The sequence below is a fragment of the Micromonospora globbae genome (assembly GCF_036184225.1).
GTDB classification, from domain to species: Bacteria; Actinomycetota; Actinomycetes; order Mycobacteriales; family Micromonosporaceae; genus Micromonospora; species Micromonospora globbae.
Genome location: NZ_CP108084.1, coordinates 6,223,663 through 6,244,687 on the forward strand (window position 1 = coordinate 6,223,663; position 21,025 = coordinate 6,244,687).

Below are 21,025 nucleotides of genomic sequence, written 5' to 3' on the forward strand. Positions count from 1 at the left end.
GCGGCGCGGTCCGGGGCAGACTGGAGCGATGAAGCGCGTCACCCTCTGGCCGGAGGACCGGCTTCCCGAGCACGGGGTGCCGCCGCCCTGGCCGGGCCGGGAGGTACGCCTCGACGGCACCGTCACGTACGTCCGGGAGACCCCGGCCACGGCGCCCGGCGCGGAGCCGGCCCTGTACGTGCACGGCCTGGGCGGCTCGTCGCAGAACTGGACCGACCTGGCCGGCCTGCTCGCCGCCCGGCTCGACGGGCAGGCGATCGACCTGCCCGGCTTCGGCCGCAGCGAGCCCGGCGCCCGCTACACCGTGCCGGCCTTCGCCGACCGGGTGGTGCGGTGGATCGAGCACTCCGGGCGGGGGCCCGTGCACCTGTTCGGCAACTCGCTGGGCGGCGCGATCTCCGTACGGGTCGCGGCGCTCCGCCCCGACCTCGTACGGACGCTGACGCTGATCTCGCCGGCGTTGCCCTTCCTCGACTTCCGGCGCTCGGTGCAGGGCAGGATGCTGCCGCTGCTCGCCCTGCCCCGCGCCGAGCGGCTGGCCGCCCGGCAACTGGCCCGGATCGCGCCCGAGGTGATGGCCCAGCAGGTGATGGAGGCGTGCGTCGCCGACCTGACCCGGATCTGCGAGCAACGGCGCCGCGAGGCGCTGGAGGAGATCCGGGTCCGCTACCAGGCCGAGCACTACGCCTCCGCGTACGTCCGGACGTTCCGCGGACTGGTGTCCAGCTTCCTGCGGTCGTACCTGCCGGGTTCCGACTCGCTGTGGCGGCTGGCGCGGAAGGTGCGGGCGCCCACCCTCGTGATCGGCGGCCGTCAGGACCGGCTGGTGGACGTGCGGGTGGCGCCGCAGGCCGCCCGGGTGATCCCGGACAGCCGGCTGCTCATGCTGGACGGTGTCGGCCACGTGGCGCAGCTCGAGGTGCCCCGCCTCGTGGCCCGGGCGGTGTTCGGGCTGCTCGCCGAAACGGGGGAGGGTGCGCGCCGGCACGATCTGGCAGGCTGAGCCGGATGCCCAGCTCAGCGCCGTACCGCCCGCACGATCCGCCCGTGGTGGCGGCTCGGCGCCCGGTCGGTCCGTCGGTGCCCGCGCCCCGCCCGGCGTCCGGCGGGCCGGGGGCGTCGCGCCCGTCCGGCGGGCCGCATCCGTCCGGTGGGCCGCGACTCCGGCTCGGCCGCCGGTCGCAGGCGGTCGCCCAGCTGTCGGCGGTGCTGCTGGCGATCGGTGCGGCGGTCACCGTGATCGCGCGGCACCAGGATCCCGCGCCCGGGTCCGCCGGGTCGGCGGCGGCCGCGGCCTCGCCCGTGGTGGCGGAGCCGCCGCCCACCCCGTCGTCGCCGCCCAGCGTGTCACCGTCGCCCTCGTCGCCGCCGCCGGTCGTGCTCCGGCTGCCCGGGCCGGTGCCCTCGACCGGCTCCGGACGGTTCGCGCACGACGACCGCACCGGGCCGGTGCTGGGTCGGGCCGGCACGGTGCAGCGTTACCGCGTCGCCGTCGAGTCGGGCAGCGGTGAGGACGCGGGCGAGTTCGCCCGGCTCGTGCAGGTCGCGCTCACCGGGCCGGGCAGCTGGGTGGACAGCGGCCGGCTGCGGTTGCGGCAGGTGCCCGGCCAGGCCGACGCGCACTTCACCGTCTACCTGGCGACGGCCCGCACGGCGGGGCGGATGTGCGCTCAGGGCGGCGTCGACATCCGGATCGACGGGCGGCCCTACACGTCGTGCCGGGCGCCCGGCAAGGTCATCATCAACCTGGACCGGTGGCGCCTGTCGGTGCCGCACTTCGTGAGCGCGAAGGTGCCGCTGTCGGTCTACCGGACGTACGTGGTCAACCACGAGGTGGGACACCAGTTGGGGCACCGCCACGAGCGCTGCCCGGGGAAGGGCCGGCCAGCGCCGGTCATGATGCAGCAGACGCTCTTCCTGAACGGCTGCGTGGCCAATCCGTGGCCGTACCTCGACGGCCGCCGATACGCCGGGCCGCCACTGTGACGGGATGAGCGGCGGAAATTCCATTTTGTGGGGAATTAGGGCGAATTGCGAATAAAGCCCTGGATGGATCTATAGCGGCATTAGCGTTAATCGGGAAGAATGCGGCCTTGCTCTGGCACTCTGGGAGGCATGACGCAGTCGTCCCCTTACGACCCGCCTGCTCCCGCTCCCCGGTCGTCCGGGCGTCGCCGCCCCGTCCCGCCCCGGGTGTACCGCCGTCGCCGGGCCGCCGTCCTGCTCGGGTTGACCCTGGTCGTCGCGGCCGGGGTCGGGTTCGTCCTGGCCCGCCCGGACGACCCGGCGACGCCACGGTCGGTGGCCGGTCAGCTTCCCGAGGGCGGCGGGGTCGGGGCGCACGCGCCCGTGCCGGACAAGCCGCGTCCGGTCCCGTCCGTCGGTGCCGGCCGGTTCGTGGCCGCCTCCGGCGGTACCCCCGTCCAGGGGGTGGACGGCCCGCTGCACCGCTACCGGGTCGTGGTCGAGCAGGGCACCGGACAGGACCCGGACGAGTTCGCCGCGAGCGTGGACGGGACGCTCGGCGACCCGCGCAGCTGGATCGCCTCGGGCGAGCTGCGGGTGCAGCGGGTGGCCGAGGCGGCGGCGGCCGACTTCACCATCTACCTCGCCACCCCGGTCACCTCGGAGCGGATGTGCGCCGAGGGCGGGCTCCGGACCGAGGGCTACACCTCCTGCCGGCTGCCCGGTCAGGTGATCATCAACCTGGCCCGCTGGACGGAGGCCGTGCCCGACTACGGCGCTCCGCTCGACGTGTACCGCACGTACGTCATCAACCACGAGGTCGGGCACGAGTTCGGCGAACTGCACGAGGCGTGCCCGGGCCCGGGCCAGCCGGCACCGGTCATGCAGCAGCAGACGTACGGCCTGGAGGGCTGCCTCGCGAACGCCTGGCCCTACCTCGACGGCCGCCGGTACGCCGGCGACGTCATCCCCTGACGACGGGCCGCGCCGGGCGGCCGGCCCGACGCCGCGACGCCGTCGTCCCGCCCGCCGTCGCATCGGAGGTCGGCTTTATTCCCGTTCCCGAATGCCGGGCGGCGTGTCCTGCCTCATGGCTGATCGGCCCTCCGCCGAGCGACAATGGCCCGGTTCGCACCGCCGATCCCGGGGAGTCCACCGTGTCGTTGCCCCCGCTCGTCGAGCCCGCCGCCGAGCTGTCCGTTGACGAGATCCGCCGCTACTCGCGCCACCTGATCATCCCCGACGTCGGGGTCGAGGGGCAGAAGCGGCTGAAGAACGCCCGGGTGCTCTGCGTGGGCGCCGGCGGCCTCGGCTCGCCGGCCCTCATGTACCTCGCCGCCGCCGGCGTCGGCACGCTCGGCATCATCGACTTCGACACCGTCGACGAGTCGAACCTCCAGCGCCAGGTCATCCACGGCGTCTCCGACGTCGGCCGGTCGAAGGCCGAGTCCGCCGCGGCGACCATCCGCGAGATCAACCCGCTGGTCAACGTCGAGATCCACGACACCGCGCTCGACCGCGACAACGTCCGCGAGATCTTCGCCCAGTACGACCTGATCGTCGACGGGACCGACAACTTCGCGACCCGCTACATGGTCAACGACGCCGCCGTGCTGCTCGGCAAGCCGTACGTCTGGGGGTCGATCTACCGGTTCGACGGCCAGGCGTCGGTGTTCTGGGCCGAGCACGGCCCCTGCTACCGCTGCCTCTACCCGGAGCCCCCGCCGCCCGGCATGGTCCCGTCCTGCGCCGAGGGCGGCGTGCTCGGCGTCCTCTGCGCGTCGGTCGGCTCGATCCAGGTCACCGAGGCGATCAAGCTCATCACGGGCGTCGGGGAGCCGCTGGTCGGCGGTCTGATGGTCTACGACGCCCTGGAGATGTCGTACCGCAAGATCAAGGTCCGGAAGGACCCGAACTGCGCGCTCTGCGGCGAGAACCCCACGGTCACCGACCTGCTGGAGGACTACGAGGACTTCTGCGGCGCGGTCTCGGTGGAGGCGCAGGAGGCGGTGGTCGACTCGACCATCACGGCGCTGGAGCTCAAGGAGTGGCAGGACGCCGGCAAGGACATCTTCCTGGTCGACGTCCGGGAGCCGGCCGAGTACGAGATCGTCCGCATCCCCGGCGCCACGCTGATCCCCAAGGGCGAGATCCTCTCCGGCGAGGCGCTCGCCCAGTTCCCGCAGGACAAGCAGATCGTGCTGCACTGCAAGTCCGGCGTCCGCTCGGCCGAGGCGCTCGCCGCGCTGAAGGCCGCCGGGTTCCGCGACGCGGTGCACGTGCAGGGCGGCGTGCTCTCCTGGATCAAGCAGATCGATCCGTCGCTGCCGGCGTACTGACCGACCGGGCGGGGCCGGGACGGGCGTGCAGCCCGCCCCGGCCTCGGCCGATTCTCCGAGGCGGAATCGCCTTTGCGCAGGTAGCGTGACCGCCGTGGTCGATTTGGACGCCGCGATCGGCTTCGTCGTGGCTCACGGGGACGCGGTGGAGCGTGCCCGCCTGTCCCGGTTGCGCACCGGCGCCGCCGTGCCGCCCGAGCTGATGGAGCGGGCCGAGGCCGGGCAGGCGCCCGACGGCGGCTGGCCGGCCACTCTCGACGGCGCCGTTGGCTCCGTCGACGCCACCTGCTTCCGCCTGGCCGAGCTGGACGACCTCGCCGCGCTGGGCCGTCCGGCCGCCCGGCGGGCACTCGACTGGCTCGCCGCCCGGCAACTGCCCGACGGCGGCTGGGACGAGGACCCGGCGCTGGCCGACCTCGCGCCGGAGTGGGCCCGTCCGGGTGACCCGGAAGCCCGCTTCTACCTCACCGCGAACGCCGGCTTCTGGCTGACCGTCGCGGGTCTCGACGCCCGGGCCGCCGGCCCGCTCGACCACCGCGTGGGCGGGGCGTACGCCGGGGTCGTGCACGCGGCGGCGCAGGCCGTCGCGGAGCGGATCGGCGCGGACGGCAGCTGGCCCTCGTTCCTGCCGGCCGGCTGGCTGGCCGCGGCCGTGCTGCACCGCCAGGGCATGTACGACGAGTCGGCCCGGATCCAGGCGGTGCTGGCGGAGCGGATCCCGCGGCTGTCCGCGGCCGACGCGGCGTGGCTCGCCGCGACGCTGCACCGGGCGGAGGTGGGCGAGGAACAGTGGCTGCTGGTCGCGGCCCGCCGCCGGCTCGCCGAGACGCAGCGCAGCGACGGCGGCTGGGACAGCGACGACGGGCACCAGTTCGACGTGCACACGACGCTGCGGGCGCTGCGCGCCTGCCTTCCCACGCGGGTGGCGCCGCCGGCCGCCGTGGTGCCTCCGCCGGCTGCCGTGGCGCCCCCGCCGGCCGCCGTGGCGCCCCCGCCACCGCCGGCCGTCGTGGTCCCGCCCCCGACGACGGACGGGCCCGGGGCGCCCGTCAGCGCAGCTGGTTGATCACCAGCGGCCACCAGGCGTCCGGCGCGAACGCGGGCGGGTCGATGCTCTCCAGCACCGTACGCAGGCTCTCCGCGCGTTCGGCCCGCCCGGCCTTGCCCTCGTCGGCCTCCACGAAGAGCGCGAACTGGTAGAGGAACTCGACGAACGTGCGGAAGTTGCTGTTCACCGCCTGGATGTCCTGCTCCTCCAGGTCGAACTGGAGGATCTCGCCGGTCTTCGGGTCGAGCACGTAGAGCAGGTCGGTGTTGTCGGCGACCGCGCCGACCACGATGAGCCGGATGTCCAGCGAGCCGTCCTCCGTGCTCAGCTGGATCGTGTCGAACAGGCGGAACTCACCTTCGAGGTAGGCGGTGTAGACGACCGCCACGTCGAGCGGGATCTCGTCGCCGGCGGGGAGCATGTCCGGCGTGAAGCCGCCGTCCAGCCACGCCGCCCGGGGGTACGGGACGAGTTCGTCCTCGCTCCACAGGGCACGGAACCGCGGGTCAGCGGCCATCGAAAGTTCCTCCGCTCTTTCGGCGTCGGCGGTGGGCGTCAGGAGGCCAGGCCGGTGGCGGCCAGCAGGCGCAGCCAGGTGTCCTCGTACTGGCCCTGGAAGCGGCCCTTGCGTACGCGCTGCTCGCGAACGCCGGGCCCCAGGATCCTGTCGACCACCTGCGGGTACTTGTCCCCGAGCACGAACTCGTCGAAGAACGTGACGATGTCGGGGGCGAAGACGTGGATGTCGACGTCCTCGTCCGGGTGCTCGTAGAGGAACACGTAGTCGTCCGGGTCGATGTGGTAGACGTCGCCGTCCTCGAGGTCGTACGAGATGCCCTCGCCGCCGTCGATCTCGCCGCGCAGGCGCTTCGGCACGCTGTGGAGTTCCTGGCCGATCGAGAGCGCCGGGCCGAGCGGGTCGTTCGGGTTGTCGGGCATCGCCTGGAAGGCGGCGACGCCGGCCAGCTCCGGCGGCTGCGCGAAGCGGAAGTGGCTGCCCTCGATCCGGCCGATGATCCGGAAGACGTCGAACGCGGCCTCGGGAACGCCGGGGAAGGGCTCCAACGGCGCCCCGTCGACCAGGACGACGCCGAAGCCGTGTTCCGCCTCCGCCGCCTTGAGCTGCTCGAACTTCGTGCGGATCCGTTCGAGTGGGGCGGCCGTCGCCTCGCTGGTCACGGAATCACCTTCACGATGATCTCGGTGCCGTAGGGGACGTCCTCGAGTGCTCTGTCGATCTCCCGGCCGATCTCGCGGTTGGTCCAGGCGTCCATCAGCCTGAGGTTATCGTACGTGTCGGTGCCGCCCAGTTGGAGCTCGTGGATGTGGTCGGGGTCGACCGTCACGCCGGGGCCGGTCACCGGGAAGCGCTTCGGGTCCTTGCCCCGGTAGAGAGCCTGGACCAGTTCCTTGTTGCTCATGTAGTTCTGGCCCTTGTTGAGCTGCCGGATGATCCGGTCACGGAAGATCGTGGTGGTCTTCCGGGTGCCCGGCTTGTTCGGGTCCCGGTGCGCGAGCTGCCTGCGTACCGGCTTGGTCTTGACGAGCTTGCCCTCCTGGCCGAGGCGTACCAGGTCGGCGGCCTTGCGGTCGAAGTCCTTCTTCACGAAGTCGGGCCGGTTGCGCAGCACCAGCACGGCCTTCTTCGGAGGCGTGCCCCCGGTCGTCTTGGCCGTCCGGAAGGCGTCCTTGTTCTCCAGCAGCGCCGAGATGATCTTCGCCCCGGCGGCCTGGGTCTGCCGGGGCGGGTTCGTCCGGCGCTTAACCATTGAGCACCGCGTCGGTCGCCATGCCGATCAACTGATCGATGATCATCCCGGTGATCATCTTGAAGATCGGGATCTCCAGCAGGGACGCGCCGAACGTCGCCACCGCCGTGGCGATCGCCTGCGCGATCTGGATGGCCAGGAGGACGAGCTGGACGATGACCTGGATCTTCAGCGCCAGCACCACGCCGGCGGCGACGATCAGCCCGATCCCGATGATGTTCGTCGGGTTGGTGGTGTCGACGATGTTCCGGGGGGCGGACTCCCCGTCGTTCCACTCACCGGCGAACTCCGTGAAGCTCGCGCCGGAGTTGTTGTCGATCACGGTGCGGGCCGCCGCCTCCAGCTCGGCCGCCGCGCCGGAGATGCGGTCGGCCATCCCCGTCCACTCGCCGGCGAGCTGGAAGAGCGCCGTCTCGTCGGACTGCGGCCAGTCGTAGCCCAGCATCGAGAGCAGGGACGCGAGTTCCCCCGGGATCGTGAGTCCCACCTGTCCTACCTTTCGCCGAGGGTCAGCCGCCGAGGGATCCGAGCAGCCGGTCGAAGGCGGCGGAGATGGCCTCCTCGACCGACTGGTAGCCGTCCGCCATGCCGAGCAGCCCGTCGACGTAGTTCTCCAGCTCCCGGACGTTGGTGCTGAAGCACTCCGTCACCGCCTGGACGCAGGCGTCGTGGGCCGTGGCCAGCAGGCTGCCGATGTCGTCGTCGCCGAACGCGTGGGAGTAGCTCGCCACGGCGGACTGGAAGCTCTCGAACGCCTCCCGGACGGTCTCCTTGGCCCGCTCCAACTGCTCCGCGCCCCGGTGCAGCGCGTCGATGTCGACGTCGAGGTTCTCCATGTCAGCTCCGGTGCAGCTTGCGCATGGTCTCGCTGATGGCCTGGGTCATCGCGCGCATCTGCCGGATGCTCTCGTCCTGGAGGCGCTCCACGGTGCTGGCGATCGCGGCGAGGTCGGGCATCGGCTCGGTCACCTCGACGGCGGCCTCCTGCCCGTCGAGCGCGTCGTTCACCGCCCGGCGCAGCTCGGCGGCGAGGTACTCGGAACCCTCGCGGAGCACCCGCGGATCGATGACGATGTCACTGACCCGGCCGTCGGTGCCGATGGTGACCCGGACCCGCCCGTCGGCGGCCTCGGCCGCGGACTCGGTGCGCTCCGGCGGGGTGATGCCGCGGCTCACCTCGCGTAGCGCGGCCCGCGCCTCCGCGAGCTGCTGTTCCAGGGCGTCCTCGCCCAGCATGGCGCCTCCCCAGACAGACCGTGCCGAACCGGCCCCAGACTAGCCGGCCGGTGCGACCACCCGGCTACTCGGTCCACCCGGGACGGTCAGCCGCGCAGGTGCCCGTCGCCGGTCACCACGTACTTGGTGGAGGTCAGCTCCGGCAGCCCCATCGGCCCGCGGGCGTGCAGCTTCTGGGTGGAGATGCCGATCTCGGCGCCGAAGCCGAACTCGCCGCCGTCGGTGAAGCGGGTGGAGGCGTTCACCATCACGGCGGCCGCGTCGACCCGGGCCACGAACTCGCGGGCCGCCGACGCCGAGTCGGTGACGATCGCCTCGGTGTGCCCGGTGCCGTAGCGCCGGATGTGCGCCACCGCGGCGTCGAGCGAGTCGACCACCGCGACCGAGATGTCGGCCGACAGGTACTCCGTCGCGTAGTCCTCCTCCGTCGCCGGCACCACGGCGTCGGAGTGGCGCGCCACCTCGGGCGAGCCGTGCACGGTCACCCCGGCCTCGGCGAACGCGGCGAGCATCGGGGGCAGGAACGCGTCGGCGACCGCCGCGTGCACCAGCAGCGACTCGGCGGTGTTGCAGGTGGACAGCCGCTGCGTCTTGGCGTTGAGGGTGATCGCCACGGCCTTCGAGACGTCGGCGGCGGCGTCGACGTACACGTGGCAGTTGCCCACCCCGGTCTCGATCACCGGGACGGTCGACTCCTCGACCACGGTGCGGATCAGGGACGCGCCGCCGCGCGGGATCAGCACGTCGACCAGGCCGCGGGCCCGCATCAGCTCCTTCACCGAGTCGCGGGAGGTGGCGTCGAGCAACTGCACCGCGTCGGCCGGCAGCCCGGCGCCGGCGATCGCGTCGCGCAGCACCGCGACCAGCGCCGCGTTCGAGTGGGCCGCGGAGGAGGAGCCGCGCAGCAGCGCCGCGTTGCCGGACTTCAGGCAGATCCCGGCCGCGTCGACGGTCACGTTCGGTCGCGCCTCGTAGATGATCCCGACGACCCCGAACGGCACCCGGATCTGGCGCAGCTCCAGGCCGTTGGGCAGCGTCGACCCGCGCACCACCTCGCCCACCGGGTCCGGCAGCGCGGCCATCTGCCGCAGCGCGTCGGCGATGCCGGCCACCCGCCCCTCGTCGAGGGCGAGCCGGTCGAGGATGGCCGTGGTGAGCCCGGCCTCGCGGCCCGCCGTCAGGTCCGCCGCGTTCGCGGACACGATCTCGGGCGTACGCGCCACCAGCGCGTCGGCCATCGCGTGCAGCGCGGCGTCCTTGGTCGTACGCGTGGCGACCGCCAGCGCCTCCGCCGCCGCCCGTGCCCGCCGCGCCTGCTCGGTCACGCTCATCCCGTCACTCCTCACCGAAGGGCCCCCGTGCGCGGGGGCCTTACGACAACCACTACAGCAGCACCAGGTCGTCGCGGTGGACGACCTCCCGTTCGTACGCCGGGCCGAGCGCCGCGGCGAGTTCGGAGGTGGAGCGGCCGAGCAGCCCGGGCAGCTCCACCGCGTCGTAGTTGACCAGCCCGCGGGCCACCGGCGCGCCCTGCGTGTCCACGAGGTCCACGGGGTCGCCGGCCGTGAACGCACCGTCGACGGCGGTGATCCCCGCCGGCAGCAGCGACTTGCGCCGCCCGACCACGGCGGCGACCGCGCCCTCGTCGAGGTGCAGCCGGCCCCGCGGCGAGGTGGCGTGCGCGAGCCAGAACAGCCGCGCCGCGGGGCGCTGCCGGCGCGCGTGGAAGAACGTGCCGACGGCCTCCCCGGCGAGGGCCGGTGCGGCCAGCGGGGCGGCCGTGAGCACCACGGGGATCCCGAAACCGGTCGCGATGCGGGCGGCTTCGACCTTGGTCACCATGCCGCCGGTGCCGACCCCGGAGCGGCCCGAGCCGCCGATCGCGACGTGCGCCAGATCCTCCTCGCCGCGCACCTCGGAGATCCGGGCGGCGCCGGGGCGGGTCGGGTCCCCGGTCCAGAGCGCGTCGACGTCGGAGAGGAGCACCAGCAGGTCGGCGTGGACCAGCGCGGCGACCAGGGCGGCCAGCCGGTCGTTGTCGCCGAAGCGGATCTCCTCGGTGGCCACCGTGTCGTTCTCGTTGACGATCGGCACCGCCCGCACGTCGAGCAGCTTGCGCAGCGTCCGGTACGCGTTGCGGTAGTGCGCCCGTCGGGTGACGTCGTCGACGGTGAGCAGCACCTGCCCCACGGTGAGCCGGTGCCGGGCGAAGCTGGCCGCGTACCGGCCGATGAGCAGGCCCTGGCCGACGCTGGCCGCGGCCTGCTGGGTGGCCAGGTCGCGCGGGCGCCGGGCCAGCCCCAGCGGAGCGAGGCCGGCCGCGATGGCGCCGGAGGAGACCAGCACGACCTCCCGGCCGTCGGCGGCCAGCGCCGCGAGGGTGTCGACGAGCGCGTCGACCCGCTCGCCGGCCAGCCCGCCCGCCGCCGTGGTCAACGAGGAGGACCCGATCTTGACAACGACCCGTCGGGCCGCCGTTACCGCTTCGCGCACCCGACCATTCTGCGTGGTCACGGCCGCGCCGCCTCGCCGCGTTCCCATATCGTGGCCGGCTGTGACACCTGACGAGTACATCGAGGCCGTGCTGGATCTGGTCGAGCGGATCCCGCCGGGCCGGGTGATGTCGTACGGCGCGATCGCCGACGCCCTCGCGGAGCGCTCGGGCCGGTCGTCGGCCCGGCTGGTCGGCACGATCATGGCCCGCCACGGTGGCGGGGTGCCCTGGCACCGGGTGGTCAACTCGGCGGGGCGGCTGCCGCCGGGGCACGAGCGGGAGGCGAGGGCCCGGCTGCGTGCCGAGGGCACGCCGTTGCGGGGAGCCGGGGTCGACATGGCGGCGGCCGTCTGGTCGCCGGAAGAGGGGATGTGACGCCCGCCATAACGTGAGTAACATTCGGCGCCATGGACGCGCCGCCGGCCGGAACGGCTCCGCTCCCGGGCGGCCTGCCGCGTCGGGTGCACCTCGGCTACGCGCTCGGCTCGCTGGCCACCGGCGCCTTCGGCACCGTTCCGGGCCTGCTGCTGCTGCCGTACCTCACCGACACCCTGGGCGTGGCCGCCGGGCTCGCCGCCCTGCTGGTGCTCCTGCCGAAGGCCTGGGACGTGCTGGTCAACCCGGTGGCCGGGCGCGTCTCCGACCGCACCCGGTCGCGCTGGGGCCCCCGCCGGCCGTACCTGCTCCTGGGCGGGCTGGCGCTCGCCCTGCTCTTCGCCGCGATCTTCGCGGCGCCGTTCGGCACCGGGGGCGCGGCCGGGGCGTACGTGGCCGTGGCCTTCCTCGCCACGGCCACCGCGTTCGCCTTCTTCCAGGTGCCGTACGTGGCGATGCCCGCCGAGCTGACCGAGGACTACGCCGAGCGCACCCGCCTCATGAGCTGGCGGATCGCCGTCCTGGCCCTGGCCATCCTGGTCTCCGGGGCGGTCGCACCCATCGTGGTGACGGCCGGCGGCGAGGGTCTCCCGGGGCACCGGTGGATGGGGCTCTTCGTGGCCGCGCTCATCGCGCTGGGGGCGGTCGGCGCGTTCGTCGGCACCCGCGCCGCCCCGACCGGCGCCGTACGCGAGAGCGAACCCACACTCCGCGCCCAGCTCGCCGTCGCCGGCCGCAACCGCCCGTTCCGCGCGCTGCTGATCTGCTTCGTGGTGCAGTCCGCCGGCGTGGCGACCATCCTCGCCGGGGTCAACTACTTCGCCGACCAGATCCTGCGCGACCCGGACACCGGGGCGACCCTGCTCTTCGCCTGCTTCGTCGGGCCGGCGCTGCTCGTGATGCCCGTCTGGACCCGCGTGGGCGCCCGCGTCGGCAAGCTCCGCGGCCTGGTGGCCGCCTCCCTCCTCCTCGCGGCGGGGGCGGCCGCGCTGGCCGTCGCGCCGCTGCTGCCGGCCGCCGCCGTCTACCCGGTCGTCGCCCTGGTCGGCGCCGGGTACGCGGGCCAGCAGGTCTTCGCGCTCGCCATGCTGCCCGACTGCATCACCTGGGACGAGGCGCGCACCGGGCGGCGGCAGGCCGGGGTCTTCACCGGCGTCTGGACGGCCGGCGAGACGCTCGGGCTGGCGCTCGGGCCGGGCATCTACGGCCTGGTGCTCCAGATGGCCGGGTACGTCTCCTCCGACACCGGCACGGCGGCGGCCCAGTCGGACACCGCGCGCCTCGGCATCCTGCTCGGCTTCACCGTGATCCCCGCCGTCCTGGTCGCCGTGCCCCTGCTGACCCTGCGCCACTACACCCTGCCCCCGACCCCCCGCACCACCTCCACCGGCGGCGATCATGCGGTTGTGGTGGGGGACGAAAGCCGCTGAGCCACACGGAAAGGGCACCACAACTCCATGATCGACGAGAGGACCGGGGCGAGCGCGCTGCCGGAACGCGGACGGCCCGCCGACGAGGTGCTCGCGGAGATCCGCGCGCTGCGGGCCCAGGACCGGCCGACGCACGGCGGGCGGCTGTTCGCGTACGTCTACGACCCGGCGGTACCCGGGCTCGACGAGCTGGCGGCCAGCGCGTACGCGGCCAGCGCGCACGTCAACGGGCTGGACCCGACCGCCTTCCCCTCCCTGCTGGCCATGGAGAACGCCCTGGTCGGCGCGGCGGCGGGGCTGCTCGGCGGCGGGCCGGGAAGCACCGCCCCCGGCGTGGTCGGCAGCGTCACGAGCGGCGGCACCGAGTCGCTGATCCTCGCCGTCAAGGCCGCCCGGGACGCCCACCCGGAGATCGCCGAGCCGCGGCTCGTGGTGCCGGCGAGCGGCCACGCGGCCTTCGCCAAGGCGGCGCACTACCTGCGGGTGGCGCTCGACGTGGTGCCGGTGTCCCCGGACACGCTGCGCCCCGACCCCGCCGCGATGGCCGCCGCCATCCGGCCGGAGACCGTGCTCGTGGCGTGCTCGGCCCCGTCGTACGCCCACGGCGTCCTCGACCCGGTCGCCGAGATCGCCGCGGCGGCGGCCGAGGCCGGGGTGCGCTGCCACGTGGACGCCTGTTTCGGCGGGTGGACGCTGCCGTACCTGCGGCGCCTCGGCGCGGCCGTGCCGCCGTTCGACTTCACGGTGCCCGGGGTCACCTCGATCTCGGTGGACCTGCACAAGTACGCGTACGCCCCGAAGGGCGTCTCGGTGCTGCTGCACCGCGACCCGGCGCTGCGCGCCCCGCAGTACTTCGCGTACGCCGACTGGCCCGGCTACACGATGGTCAACCCGACCATCGCCTCGACCCGGTCCGGCGGCCCCATCGCCGCCGCGTACGCCACCCTGCGGCACCTCGGGGACGACGGCTACCTGCGGCTCGCGGAGGCCACCCGGGATGCGGTGGCCGGGCTGGCCGACGCCGTGCGGGCCGTCGACGGGCTGCGGCTGATGGCCGAGCCGGAGTCCACGGTGGTCTGCTTCACCAGCACCGACCCGGGTCTCGACCTCTTCGTCCTGGTCGACGAGCTGACCGCGCGCGGCTGGCACACCCAGCCCCAGCTCGCGTACGCCGGGCTGCCGCCGAGCGTGCACCTCACGGTGACCGCCGCCGTGGCGCCCCGGGTGGCCGAGTTCGGCCCGGACCTCGCCGACGCGGTGGCCGCCACCCGGGCGGCCGGTCCGGTCACTCTGCCGGCCGACCTGCTGGCCCTCGCCGGCACGCTGACCCCCGAGACGCTCACCCCGGAGCTGGTGGGCGGGCTGGCCGCCGGCCTGGGCCTGGCCGGTGGAAAGGGCGCGCCGCAGCGCATGGCGACGGTGAACACGCTCCTCGACGCCGCGCCGCCAGCGCTGCGGGAACGGCTGCTGGTCGAGTTCGTGAGCCTGCTCCAGCGCCCGGCCGTGTAGCACGGGGACACGCGCGGCTTGCGCCCGCGCGCGGCCTGCGCCCGTTCAACGGGTGGTGCGGCACAGAGGGCCGGTCCGGCGGTCCGGGCGGGCCGGACGCTGTGGTTGACTGGTTCGCAGGTTCGGGAAGGGGGCGGCCGTGCAGCTACCGGGAGTGCTCGGTGAGCCGATCCGGTTCGTGCTGAACTGGGGCCGTCGCTACTCGCTGTGGGTGTTCAACTTCGGCCTGGCCTGCTGTGCCATCGAGTTCATCGCCACGAGCATGAGCCGGCACGACTTCATGCGGCTCGGGGTGATCCCGTTCGCGCACGGCCCGCGCCAGGCCGACCTCATGGTGGTCTCCGGCACGGTGACCGACAAGATGGCGCCGGCCATCAAGCGGCTCTACGACCAGATGCCCGAGCCGAAGTACGTCATCTCGTTCGGCGCCTGCTCCAACTGCGGTGGCCCGTACTGGGACTCGTACTCGGTGACCAAGGGCGTCGACCAGCTCATCCCGGTCGACGTCTACGTGCCGGGCTGCCCGCCCCGCCCGGAGGCGCTGCTGCACGGCATCCTGCGCCTCCAGGAGAAGATCGCCGCGGAGCAGTCGGGCGTCGGCGGCGTCCACCGCCCGGACCTGCTCGCCGCCCCGGTCGACGCGCCGCCCAGCGACGGCGCCGTCCCGCGCTCGGTCGAGTCGCTGACCGCCCCGCCGGTCCGGCCCCCCACGAGCTGACCGGTCGACCGAGCCCGCCGGCTGGCGGGGCAGGGCTAGCGTGCGCAGCATGAGCACCTCCGCGCAGCGGCGCGCCACCCACATCGTCGACGTGCTGATCGCCGAGTTCGGCGAGGGGATGTCACTCGACCCGGCCGCGTTCCGGCGCAAGTTCCGCAAGATGGCCGCGTCGCCGTTCGCCTTCTACCGGGGCAGCGCCTCGCTCTTCTACGCCGACCAGCGCGGCGACTTCGCCGACGACCGCTTCCTCGACGAGCGGACCTCGCGGGTGTGGATCCACGGCGACCTGCACGCGGAGAACTTCGGCACCTACATGAACGCCTCCGGGCAGCTGGTGTTCAACGTCAACGACTTCGACGAGGCGTACGTCGGGCCGTTCACCTGGGACCTGCGGCGGTTCGTGGCGAGCGTGGCGCTGCTCGGCTACGCCAAGGCGCTCTCCGACCACGTGATCACGGAGCTGGTGACCGGCTTCGCCCGCTCGTACCTCACCGAGCTGCGGGCGATCGCCGCGGGCGGGGACGACGCGATCGGCTCGATCACCCTGGAGAACGCCGACGGCGTGCTGCGTCGCGTGCTTCAGCAGGCCCGCCTCAACACCCGGGTGGACCTGCTCGCCGCGCAGACCACGATCGACAACTACGAGCGCCGGTTCTCCCTCGGCGACGGGGTGTTCGAGATCGACGGGGAGACGCGGGAGCAGGTGACGGCCGCGTTCGCCGCGTACCTCGGCACGCTGCCCGCCTCGTCGGCCCGGCTGCGTCCCGTCGAGGCGCGCATCAAGGACGTGGTGCTGCGCAAGGGCGTCGGCATCGGCTCGGCGGGGCTGCCGTCGTACAACCTGCTGCTGGAGGGGCACACCCAGGCGCTGGAGAACGACGTCGTCATCTACATGAAGCAGGCCCAGGTGCCGGCGGTGGCCCGGCACGTGCCCGACACCACCGTCCGCGAGTACTTCCTGCACCAGGGGCACCGGACGGCCGAGTCGCAGCGGGCGCTCCAGGCGCACGCCGACCCGTGGCTCGGCTACACCGAGCTCGACGGGGTCGGTCAGCTCGTCGCCGAGGTGTCGCCGTACGCCGCCGACCTGGACTGGGCCGACGTCAACGAGCCGGACGAACTGGCCGGGGTGCTCGCCGACCTGGGCCGGGCGGTGGCCCGGATGCACTCGGTGGCGGACGACGAGTCCAGCCACGACCTCGTGGACTACTCGACGGAGGAGGCGATCGTCGCGGCGGTCGACCCGGACGAGCCGGGCTTCGTGGCCCACCTCGTCGAGTTCGCCCACGCGTACGGCCTGCGCGCCCGCGAGGACCACCAGCTCTTCGTGGACCTGTTCCGCAACGGCCGGCTCCCCGGCATCTGAACCGGCGGGACCGGCCGGCGGGTACGGCCGGTCGGTCAGACCGCGAACTCCAGCACGACCTTGATGTCGTCCGGCCCTGCGGCGTACGCGTCGGCGTACCCCGACACCGGCACCCGGCGGCTGATCAGCGAGCCCAGCCAGAGCTGGTCGGCGCGGCGCAGCGCCTCGGCGGCGATGTCCCAGTGCCGCCGGTTGGCGTTCACCGAGCCGAAGACGACGTTGTTCTCCAGCACCAACGCCCGGTTGAGCGCCCCGGCGTCCAGTTCGATGCTCCGGCCGCCGCTGGACACCCCGGCCAGGCAGACGATGCCGTTCGGCGCCGCCTTGTACATCACGTCGAGCACCACCGAGGGAGCGCCGGTGCACTCGACCACCACGTCCGGCTCGAAGTCCAGTTGGTCGACCGGCACCGAGTGGTACGTCGCGCCCAGCGCACGGACCAGGTCGGGCTTCGGTCCGCTGGTGGCGAGGTCGAGCACGTGCACGGCGAGGCCGCGCTGGCTGGCGAGGAGGGCGGCGAGCAGACCGATCGGCCCGGCGCCGGTGACGAGCACGATCTGTGGCTGCCACTCGGCCCGGTGCCCGATCCGCTCGATGTGGTCCCACGCCTTCGCCACGATGCTCGTCGGTTCCAGCAGCATGCCGACCTGACCGAGGGAGCGGTCCAGCGGTACGGCGAACCGGGGCTGGATGCGCCAGCGCTCCCGGGCGAAGCCGGGCAGTGCCTTGATCCCGTGCTCGGTGTACCGGCCGTTGCGGCACATGTCCCACTCGCCGACCGCGCAGTTCGGGCACGGCACCGGGTCCGGGTGGCGCACGATCCCGGCCACCAGGTCCCCGGGCTGCAGCGTGCCGGTCGGGTCCTCCAGCACCCGGCCCAGCGACTCGTGCCCGATGACCAGGCGCCGCTCGCCGGGGGGCGCCTCGCCGTACTGCCCGGAGATGATCTCGTGGTCGGTGCCGCAGATGCCGACGGCCAGCGCCTCGACCAGGACGGCGCCCTCCTCGGGCGCCGGCTCCGGCTGGTCCTCGACCAGCTCCAGCGAGTCGGCCACCCCGGGGGTCACAGTCACGGCGCGCACGGTTCCCATCTTCGCCCGCCGGCCGCTCTCCCGCCGCGTAACGCCGCAGATGCCTCCCACCCGGCCGCCGCCAGCGGCGACTCGCGCCCGGGGGACGCCGCGGGCGAGGCCCGCCGCCGGCGGCGACTCGCGTCCGGGCGGCCGCCGCGGGCGAGGCCCTAGGATCAGCGGCATGACTCCGGAAGAGGTCGGTCGCCGGATGGCCACGCTGCTCGCGCCGGCCGAGGCCACCGCGTCGGTCTCCGGTGGCGAACGCCATGCCCGGGCCACGGTCGACGTGCCGGTGGCGAGCTGGCGGGACGCGGTCCGGGCCGCCCGCGACGACGCGGAGCTGGGCTGCGACTTCTTCGACTGGCTCTCGGCGGTGGACGAGCTGGCCGAGGGGTTCGACGTCGTGGCGCACCTCTGGTCGGTCCGGCACCGGCACGGGCTGCTGCTGCGTACGCGGCTGCCCCGGGAGGCGCCCACCGTGGCCTCCGTGGTCGACCTCTATCCCGGCGCCGCGTGGCACGAGCGCGAGACGCACGAGATGTTCGGCATCGACTTCACCGGGCACCCCGGGCTGCGTCCCCTGCTGCTGCCGCCGGAGTTCGAGGGCCATCCGTTGCGCAAGGAGTTCGTGCTCGCCTCCCGGGTGGCCAAGCCCTGGCCGGGGGCCAAGGAGCCGGGCGAGTCCGAGGCGGGCGGCGGCCGGCGCCCGATCCGCCCGCCGGGCGTGCCCGCCCCGGGGGAGTGGGGCACGGTGCCCACCCCGGCCGGCGCCGGTGGCGTGGGGGAGGGGCCGCGCGGCGGCACCCCGGCCCGTCCCACCGGTGGCCGGCCCGCGCGGCCGGCTCCCGGTGCCCGTTCCGCGCGTACGCCCCGACCCGCCGCCGGCCCGGCGGCGGACCGCCCGGCGCGCCCGGCAGCGCCGCCCGCGGCGGACCAGGCCGGCTCGCCGCCCGACCGTCCGGCACGCCCTGCCGAGTCCCCACCCGGCGCGGACCGCCCTCCCGCACCGCCCCGGCCGGACGCGTCGGAGCCTCCGACCGGTGAGGGAGGTGCGCCCTGATGCCGCTCTGGCTGGAGCTGCTGATCCGGGTGGGCGGGGTGCTGGCCGCCTTCCTCACCCTGCCGCTGCTGGTGGGTCAGGCCGAGCACAAGGTGATGGCGCACATGCAGGGCCGGCTCGGCCCGATGTACGCGGGCGCGTTCCACGGCTGGGCCCAGCTGGTCGCCGACGGCATCAAGTTCGTGCAGAAGGAGGACGTGACCCCGCGCGACGCGGACCGGCCGGTGTTCCGGCTGGCCCCGGCCGTGGCTCTGGTGCCCTACCTGCTCGTGCTGCTGGTCATCCCGCTCGGCCCGGGCGACCTCGTCGGGCAGCCGCTGGACGTCGGGCTCTTCTTCGTGCTCGCCGTGGTGGGCGTGGGCGTCCTCGCGGTGCTCATGTCGGCGTGGGCGTCGGCCAACAAGTACAGCCTGCTCGGCGGCCTGCGCGGGGCCGCCCAGCTGCTCGGCTACGAGCTGCCGCTCGTGCTCGCCGCGGCCTCGGTGGCGATGGCGGCGGGGACGCTCAGCCTCTCCGGCATCGTCGAGGCGTGGCGGCCGTGGTGGCTGCTCTGGCAGGCGCCGGCCATGATCATCTTCTTCGTGGCGGGGCTCGCCGAGATCCGCCGGCCGCCGTTCGACATGCCGGTGGCCGACTCCGAGCTCGTCTTCGGCTACATGACCGAGTACACGGGGCTGCGGTTCGCGTTCTTCCTGCTGGCCGAGTACGTGGGCATCGTCGTGATCGCGGCGCTCACCACCGTGCTGTTCCTCGGCGGCTGGCACGGGCCGTTCGCCGACGCGCAGCTCGGCTGGTTGTGGACGCTGCTCAAGGTCTTCGCCGTCGCCTTCGTGATCATCTGGCTCCGGGTCGCGTACCCGCGGCTGCGCGAGGACCAGCTCCAGCGCCTGTGCTGGCTGGTGCTCGTCCCGGCGTCGCTGGCCCAGCTCGTGCTGACCGCCGCCGTCCGCGTCGCCCTGTAGGAAGGGGCCCTCCTCGACGCCTCGCGTCGAGGAGGGCCCGTCCCGGCGGCCCGCTCAGCGCAGCGGGGTGTGCGCGGGGTCGACGCGCTCCGCGGCCGGCGGCGGCGGGGGCGGGGTGCCGTCGCCGAACGGGCGGCCACCGAGCGCCTCTCGCCCGTGCGGGGTGAGCCAGTTGTCCAGGTCGGGCCCGAGCGGCACGATGCCGGTCGGGTTGATGTCCCGGTGCACCTCGTAATAGTGCCGCTTGATGTGGTCGAAGTCGATCGTGTCGCCGAAGCCGGGGGTCTGGAACAGGTCCCGGGCGTACGCCCAGAGCACCGGCATCTCGGTGAGCTTCTGCCGGTTGCACTTGAAGTGCCCGTGGTAGACGGCGTCGAAGCGCACGAGCGTCGTGAACAGCCGCACGTCCGCCTCGGTGATCGTGTCGCCCACCAGGTAGCGGCGGTCGGCCAGCCGCTCGCTCAACCAGTCCAGCCGGTCGAAGAGCCGGTGGTACGCCTGCTCGTACGCCTCCTGGCTGCCCGCGAACCCGCAGCGGTAGACACCGTTGTTGACGTCGCGGAACACCAGGTCGTTGACCTCGTCGATCTCGGCGCGCAGCGGCTCCGGGTAGAGGTCCGGCGCGCCCTCGCGGTGGTACGCCGTCCACTGCGTGGAGAGGTCGAGGCTCATCTGCGCGTAGTCGTTGGTCACGACCTGCCCGGTCGGCACGTCCACGATCGCCGGCACGGTGATGCCCCGGTCGTAGCCGGGGAACCGCTTGAAGTACGCCTCGGCCAGCCGCTCGATGCCGAGCACCGGGTCGCGCCCGCCCGGGTCGAGGTCGAACGTCCAGCTCCGCTTGTCGTGGGTGGGCCCGGCCACCGCCATGGAGATGGCGTCCTCGAGGCCGAGCAGCCGGCGGACGATGATGAGGCGGTTCGCCCAGGGGCAGGCGCGGCTGACGGCGAGCCGGTAGCGACCGGGCTCCACCGGCCACCCGTCCCGCCCGTCGGCCGTGATCCGGGTCGCGATGTACCGCTGGTCACGGGTGAACTCGCCGCCCGGCTCGACGTACCTGCCGCCGGTCCGCAGCAGCACCTCCTCGTCGGTCTCCGTCGGTCCACCCTCGCTGGTCGTGCCCACGCTGTTCCTCCGATCGTGTCGCCTCGCCTCATTCTGGCCGCTCGGCGGGCGGCCGGCGGGGTGAGTGCACTCACCCCACCGGCGTTACGCTCGCCCCGTGACCGACACGGAGGCGGCGGCGCGGCGGTTCATCGCCGACGTGTGGAACGCCGCGCGCGAGGAGTCGGCGTACGAGCTGGTCGCACCGCAGTGCCCCGGGCTGGGCGGCACCGGCCCCGAGGCGACGCTGGCCTGGCACCGCGACCGGCGGGCCGCCTTCCCCGACCTGCGCTACAAGATCGTCGACGTGGTCGCGGCCGGCGACCGGGTGGCGGTGCGCTGGCGGGCCGCCGGCACCCAGGCCGGCCCGTTCGGTCCCGTGCCGCCCACGGGGCGGGTGGTGAGCTACTCCGGGGCGACGTTCCTGCGCTTCGACGACGCCGGCCGCATCGTCGACGTGTGGAGCGTCAACGAGCTGTTCCAGGTCCTCCAGCAACTCGGCGTCGAGATGATCCCACCGCCCGGCGCGGTGTGACGCGGGACGGCGGGGCGTGGGTCCGGCACGGTTCCGGCGACG

Annotated in this window: 21 protein-coding genes and 2 pseudogenes; 13 read left to right on the plus strand and 10 right to left on the minus strand. The window is 73.9% G+C overall.

The annotated features are described in order from the left end of the window. Positions 1-28 precede the first annotated feature (28 nt). From OG994_RS28460 to OG994_RS28480, 5 genes and pseudogenes are all read left to right on the plus strand, one after another. Positions 29-1,003 carry an alpha/beta fold hydrolase gene (locus OG994_RS28460; RefSeq protein ID WP_120330708.1) on the plus strand — a complete coding sequence of 325 codons (975 nt, stop codon included), beginning with the start codon at positions 29-31 and terminating at the stop codon, positions 1,001-1,003. Positions 1,004-1,008: 5 nt separating this feature from the next. Then, on the plus strand, positions 1,009-1,986 hold the full coding sequence (locus OG994_RS28465; protein ID WP_328851545.1) for a DUF3152 domain-containing protein: 978 nt from the start codon (positions 1,009-1,011) through the stop codon (positions 1,984-1,986). A gap of 129 nt (positions 1,987-2,115) precedes the next feature. Continuing rightward, positions 2,116-2,940 carry a DUF3152 domain-containing protein gene (locus OG994_RS28470; protein WP_328851546.1) on the plus strand — a complete coding sequence of 275 codons (825 nt, stop codon included), beginning with the start codon at positions 2,116-2,118 and terminating at the stop codon, positions 2,938-2,940. A gap of 182 nt (positions 2,941-3,122) precedes the next feature. Next, a complete protein-coding gene (gene moeZ / locus OG994_RS28475) occupies positions 3,123-4,304 on the plus strand; it encodes an adenylyltransferase/sulfurtransferase MoeZ (RefSeq protein ID WP_328851547.1) in 1,182 nt (393 codons plus the stop codon). Between the two features lie 25 nt (positions 4,305-4,329). Next, positions 4,330-5,214, plus strand: a pseudogene (locus OG994_RS28480) (hypothetical protein); the annotation flags it as partial. Between the two features lie 139 nt (positions 5,215-5,353). Here the strand turns inward: OG994_RS28480 and OG994_RS28485 are convergent. From OG994_RS28485 to proB, 8 genes are all read right to left on the minus strand, one after another. Next, positions 5,354-5,869, minus strand: coding sequence for an SUKH-4 family immunity protein (locus OG994_RS28485; protein ID WP_120330703.1), 516 nt, complete (start codon positions 5,867-5,869; stop codon positions 5,354-5,356). 38 nt (positions 5,870-5,907) lie between these two features. Next, positions 5,908-6,531, minus strand: coding sequence for a hypothetical protein (locus tag OG994_RS28490; RefSeq protein ID WP_120330702.1), 624 nt, complete (start codon positions 6,529-6,531; stop codon positions 5,908-5,910). Further along, positions 6,528-7,121 carry a hypothetical protein gene (locus OG994_RS28495; protein WP_120330701.1) on the minus strand — a complete coding sequence of 198 codons (594 nt, stop codon included), beginning with the start codon at positions 7,119-7,121 and terminating at the stop codon, positions 6,528-6,530. Before OG994_RS28495 ends, OG994_RS28490 begins: the two co-directional genes overlap by 4 nt. After that, complete coding sequence (locus OG994_RS28500) at positions 7,114-7,608, minus strand: WXG100-like domain-containing protein (protein ID WP_120330700.1); 495 nt, start codon at positions 7,606-7,608, stop codon at positions 7,114-7,116. Before OG994_RS28500 ends, OG994_RS28495 begins: the two co-directional genes overlap by 8 nt. A gap of 22 nt (positions 7,609-7,630) precedes the next feature. Then, positions 7,631-7,957, minus strand: coding sequence for a PE domain-containing protein (locus OG994_RS28505; protein WP_120330699.1), 327 nt, complete (start codon positions 7,955-7,957; stop codon positions 7,631-7,633). Between the two features lies 1 nt (position 7,958). Beyond that, a complete protein-coding gene (locus tag OG994_RS28510; RefSeq protein WP_328851548.1) occupies positions 7,959-8,357 on the minus strand; it encodes a YbaB/EbfC family nucleoid-associated protein in 399 nt (132 codons plus the stop codon). Positions 8,358-8,443: 86 nt separating this feature from the next. Continuing rightward, positions 8,444-9,688, minus strand: coding sequence for a glutamate-5-semialdehyde dehydrogenase (locus tag OG994_RS28515; RefSeq protein ID WP_120330697.1), 1,245 nt, complete (start codon positions 9,686-9,688; stop codon positions 8,444-8,446). Between the two features lie 52 nt (positions 9,689-9,740). Then, on the minus strand, positions 9,741-10,898 hold the full coding sequence (gene proB / locus OG994_RS28520; RefSeq protein WP_120330696.1) for a glutamate 5-kinase: 1,158 nt from the start codon (positions 10,896-10,898) through the stop codon (positions 9,741-9,743). A gap of 13 nt (positions 10,899-10,911) precedes the next feature. Between proB and OG994_RS28525 the strand changes: the two genes are divergently transcribed. The 5 genes from OG994_RS28525 to OG994_RS28545 all read left to right on the plus strand — a co-directional run bounded on the left by OG994_RS28525 (position 10,912) and on the right by OG994_RS28545 (position 16,249). Then, positions 10,912-11,226 (plus strand): MGMT family protein, encoded by a 315-nt coding sequence (locus tag OG994_RS28525; RefSeq protein WP_328851549.1) that lies wholly within the window; start codon positions 10,912-10,914, stop codon positions 11,224-11,226. Positions 11,227-11,258: 32 nt separating this feature from the next. Then, a complete protein-coding gene (locus OG994_RS28530) occupies positions 11,259-12,656 on the plus strand; it encodes an MFS transporter (RefSeq protein ID WP_328851550.1) in 1,398 nt (465 codons plus the stop codon). 27 nt (positions 12,657-12,683) lie between these two features. Further along, positions 12,684-14,165: a pyridoxal phosphate-dependent decarboxylase family protein gene (locus OG994_RS28535; protein WP_328851551.1), complete on the plus strand. Its 1,482-nt coding sequence runs from the start codon at positions 12,684-12,686 to the stop codon at positions 14,163-14,165. A gap of 139 nt (positions 14,166-14,304) precedes the next feature. Then, complete coding sequence (locus OG994_RS28540; protein ID WP_120330692.1) at positions 14,305-14,883, plus strand: NADH-quinone oxidoreductase subunit B; 579 nt, start codon at positions 14,305-14,307, stop codon at positions 14,881-14,883. A gap of 49 nt (positions 14,884-14,932) precedes the next feature. After that, positions 14,933-16,249 (plus strand): DUF2252 domain-containing protein, encoded by a 1,317-nt coding sequence (locus OG994_RS28545; RefSeq protein WP_328851552.1) that lies wholly within the window; start codon positions 14,933-14,935, stop codon positions 16,247-16,249. A gap of 35 nt (positions 16,250-16,284) precedes the next feature. Here the strand turns inward: OG994_RS28545 and OG994_RS28550 are convergent, their stop codons facing one another. Next, positions 16,285-17,331, minus strand: coding sequence for a glucose 1-dehydrogenase (locus OG994_RS28550; RefSeq protein ID WP_328851553.1), 1,047 nt, complete (start codon positions 17,329-17,331; stop codon positions 16,285-16,287). A gap of 172 nt (positions 17,332-17,503) precedes the next feature. Here OG994_RS28550 and OG994_RS28555 point away from each other — a divergent pair. Both OG994_RS28555 and OG994_RS28560 read left to right on the plus strand, forming a co-directional pair. Further along, positions 17,504-18,100, plus strand: a pseudogene (locus OG994_RS28555) (NADH-quinone oxidoreductase subunit C); the annotation flags it as partial. Between the two features lie 281 nt (positions 18,101-18,381). Further along, on the plus strand, positions 18,382-19,344 hold the full coding sequence (locus OG994_RS28560; RefSeq protein WP_328851554.1) for a complex I subunit 1/NuoH family protein: 963 nt from the start codon (positions 18,382-18,384) through the stop codon (positions 19,342-19,344). A 54-nt stretch (positions 19,345-19,398) separates the two neighbouring features. Here the strand turns inward: OG994_RS28560 and OG994_RS28565 are convergent, their stop codons facing one another. After that, positions 19,399-20,424 carry a glutathione S-transferase family protein gene (locus tag OG994_RS28565; protein WP_328853818.1) on the minus strand — a complete coding sequence of 342 codons (1,026 nt, stop codon included), beginning with the start codon at positions 20,422-20,424 and terminating at the stop codon, positions 19,399-19,401. Between the two features lie 142 nt (positions 20,425-20,566). On the opposite strand from OG994_RS28565, the gene OG994_RS28570 reads away from it, so the two are divergent. Further along, the gene (locus OG994_RS28570; RefSeq protein WP_328851555.1) at positions 20,567-20,983 is read left to right on the plus strand and encodes an ester cyclase; all 417 of its coding nucleotides are present in this window, start codon (positions 20,567-20,569) and stop codon (positions 20,981-20,983) included. The last annotated feature ends 42 nt before the right edge of the window (positions 20,984-21,025 follow it).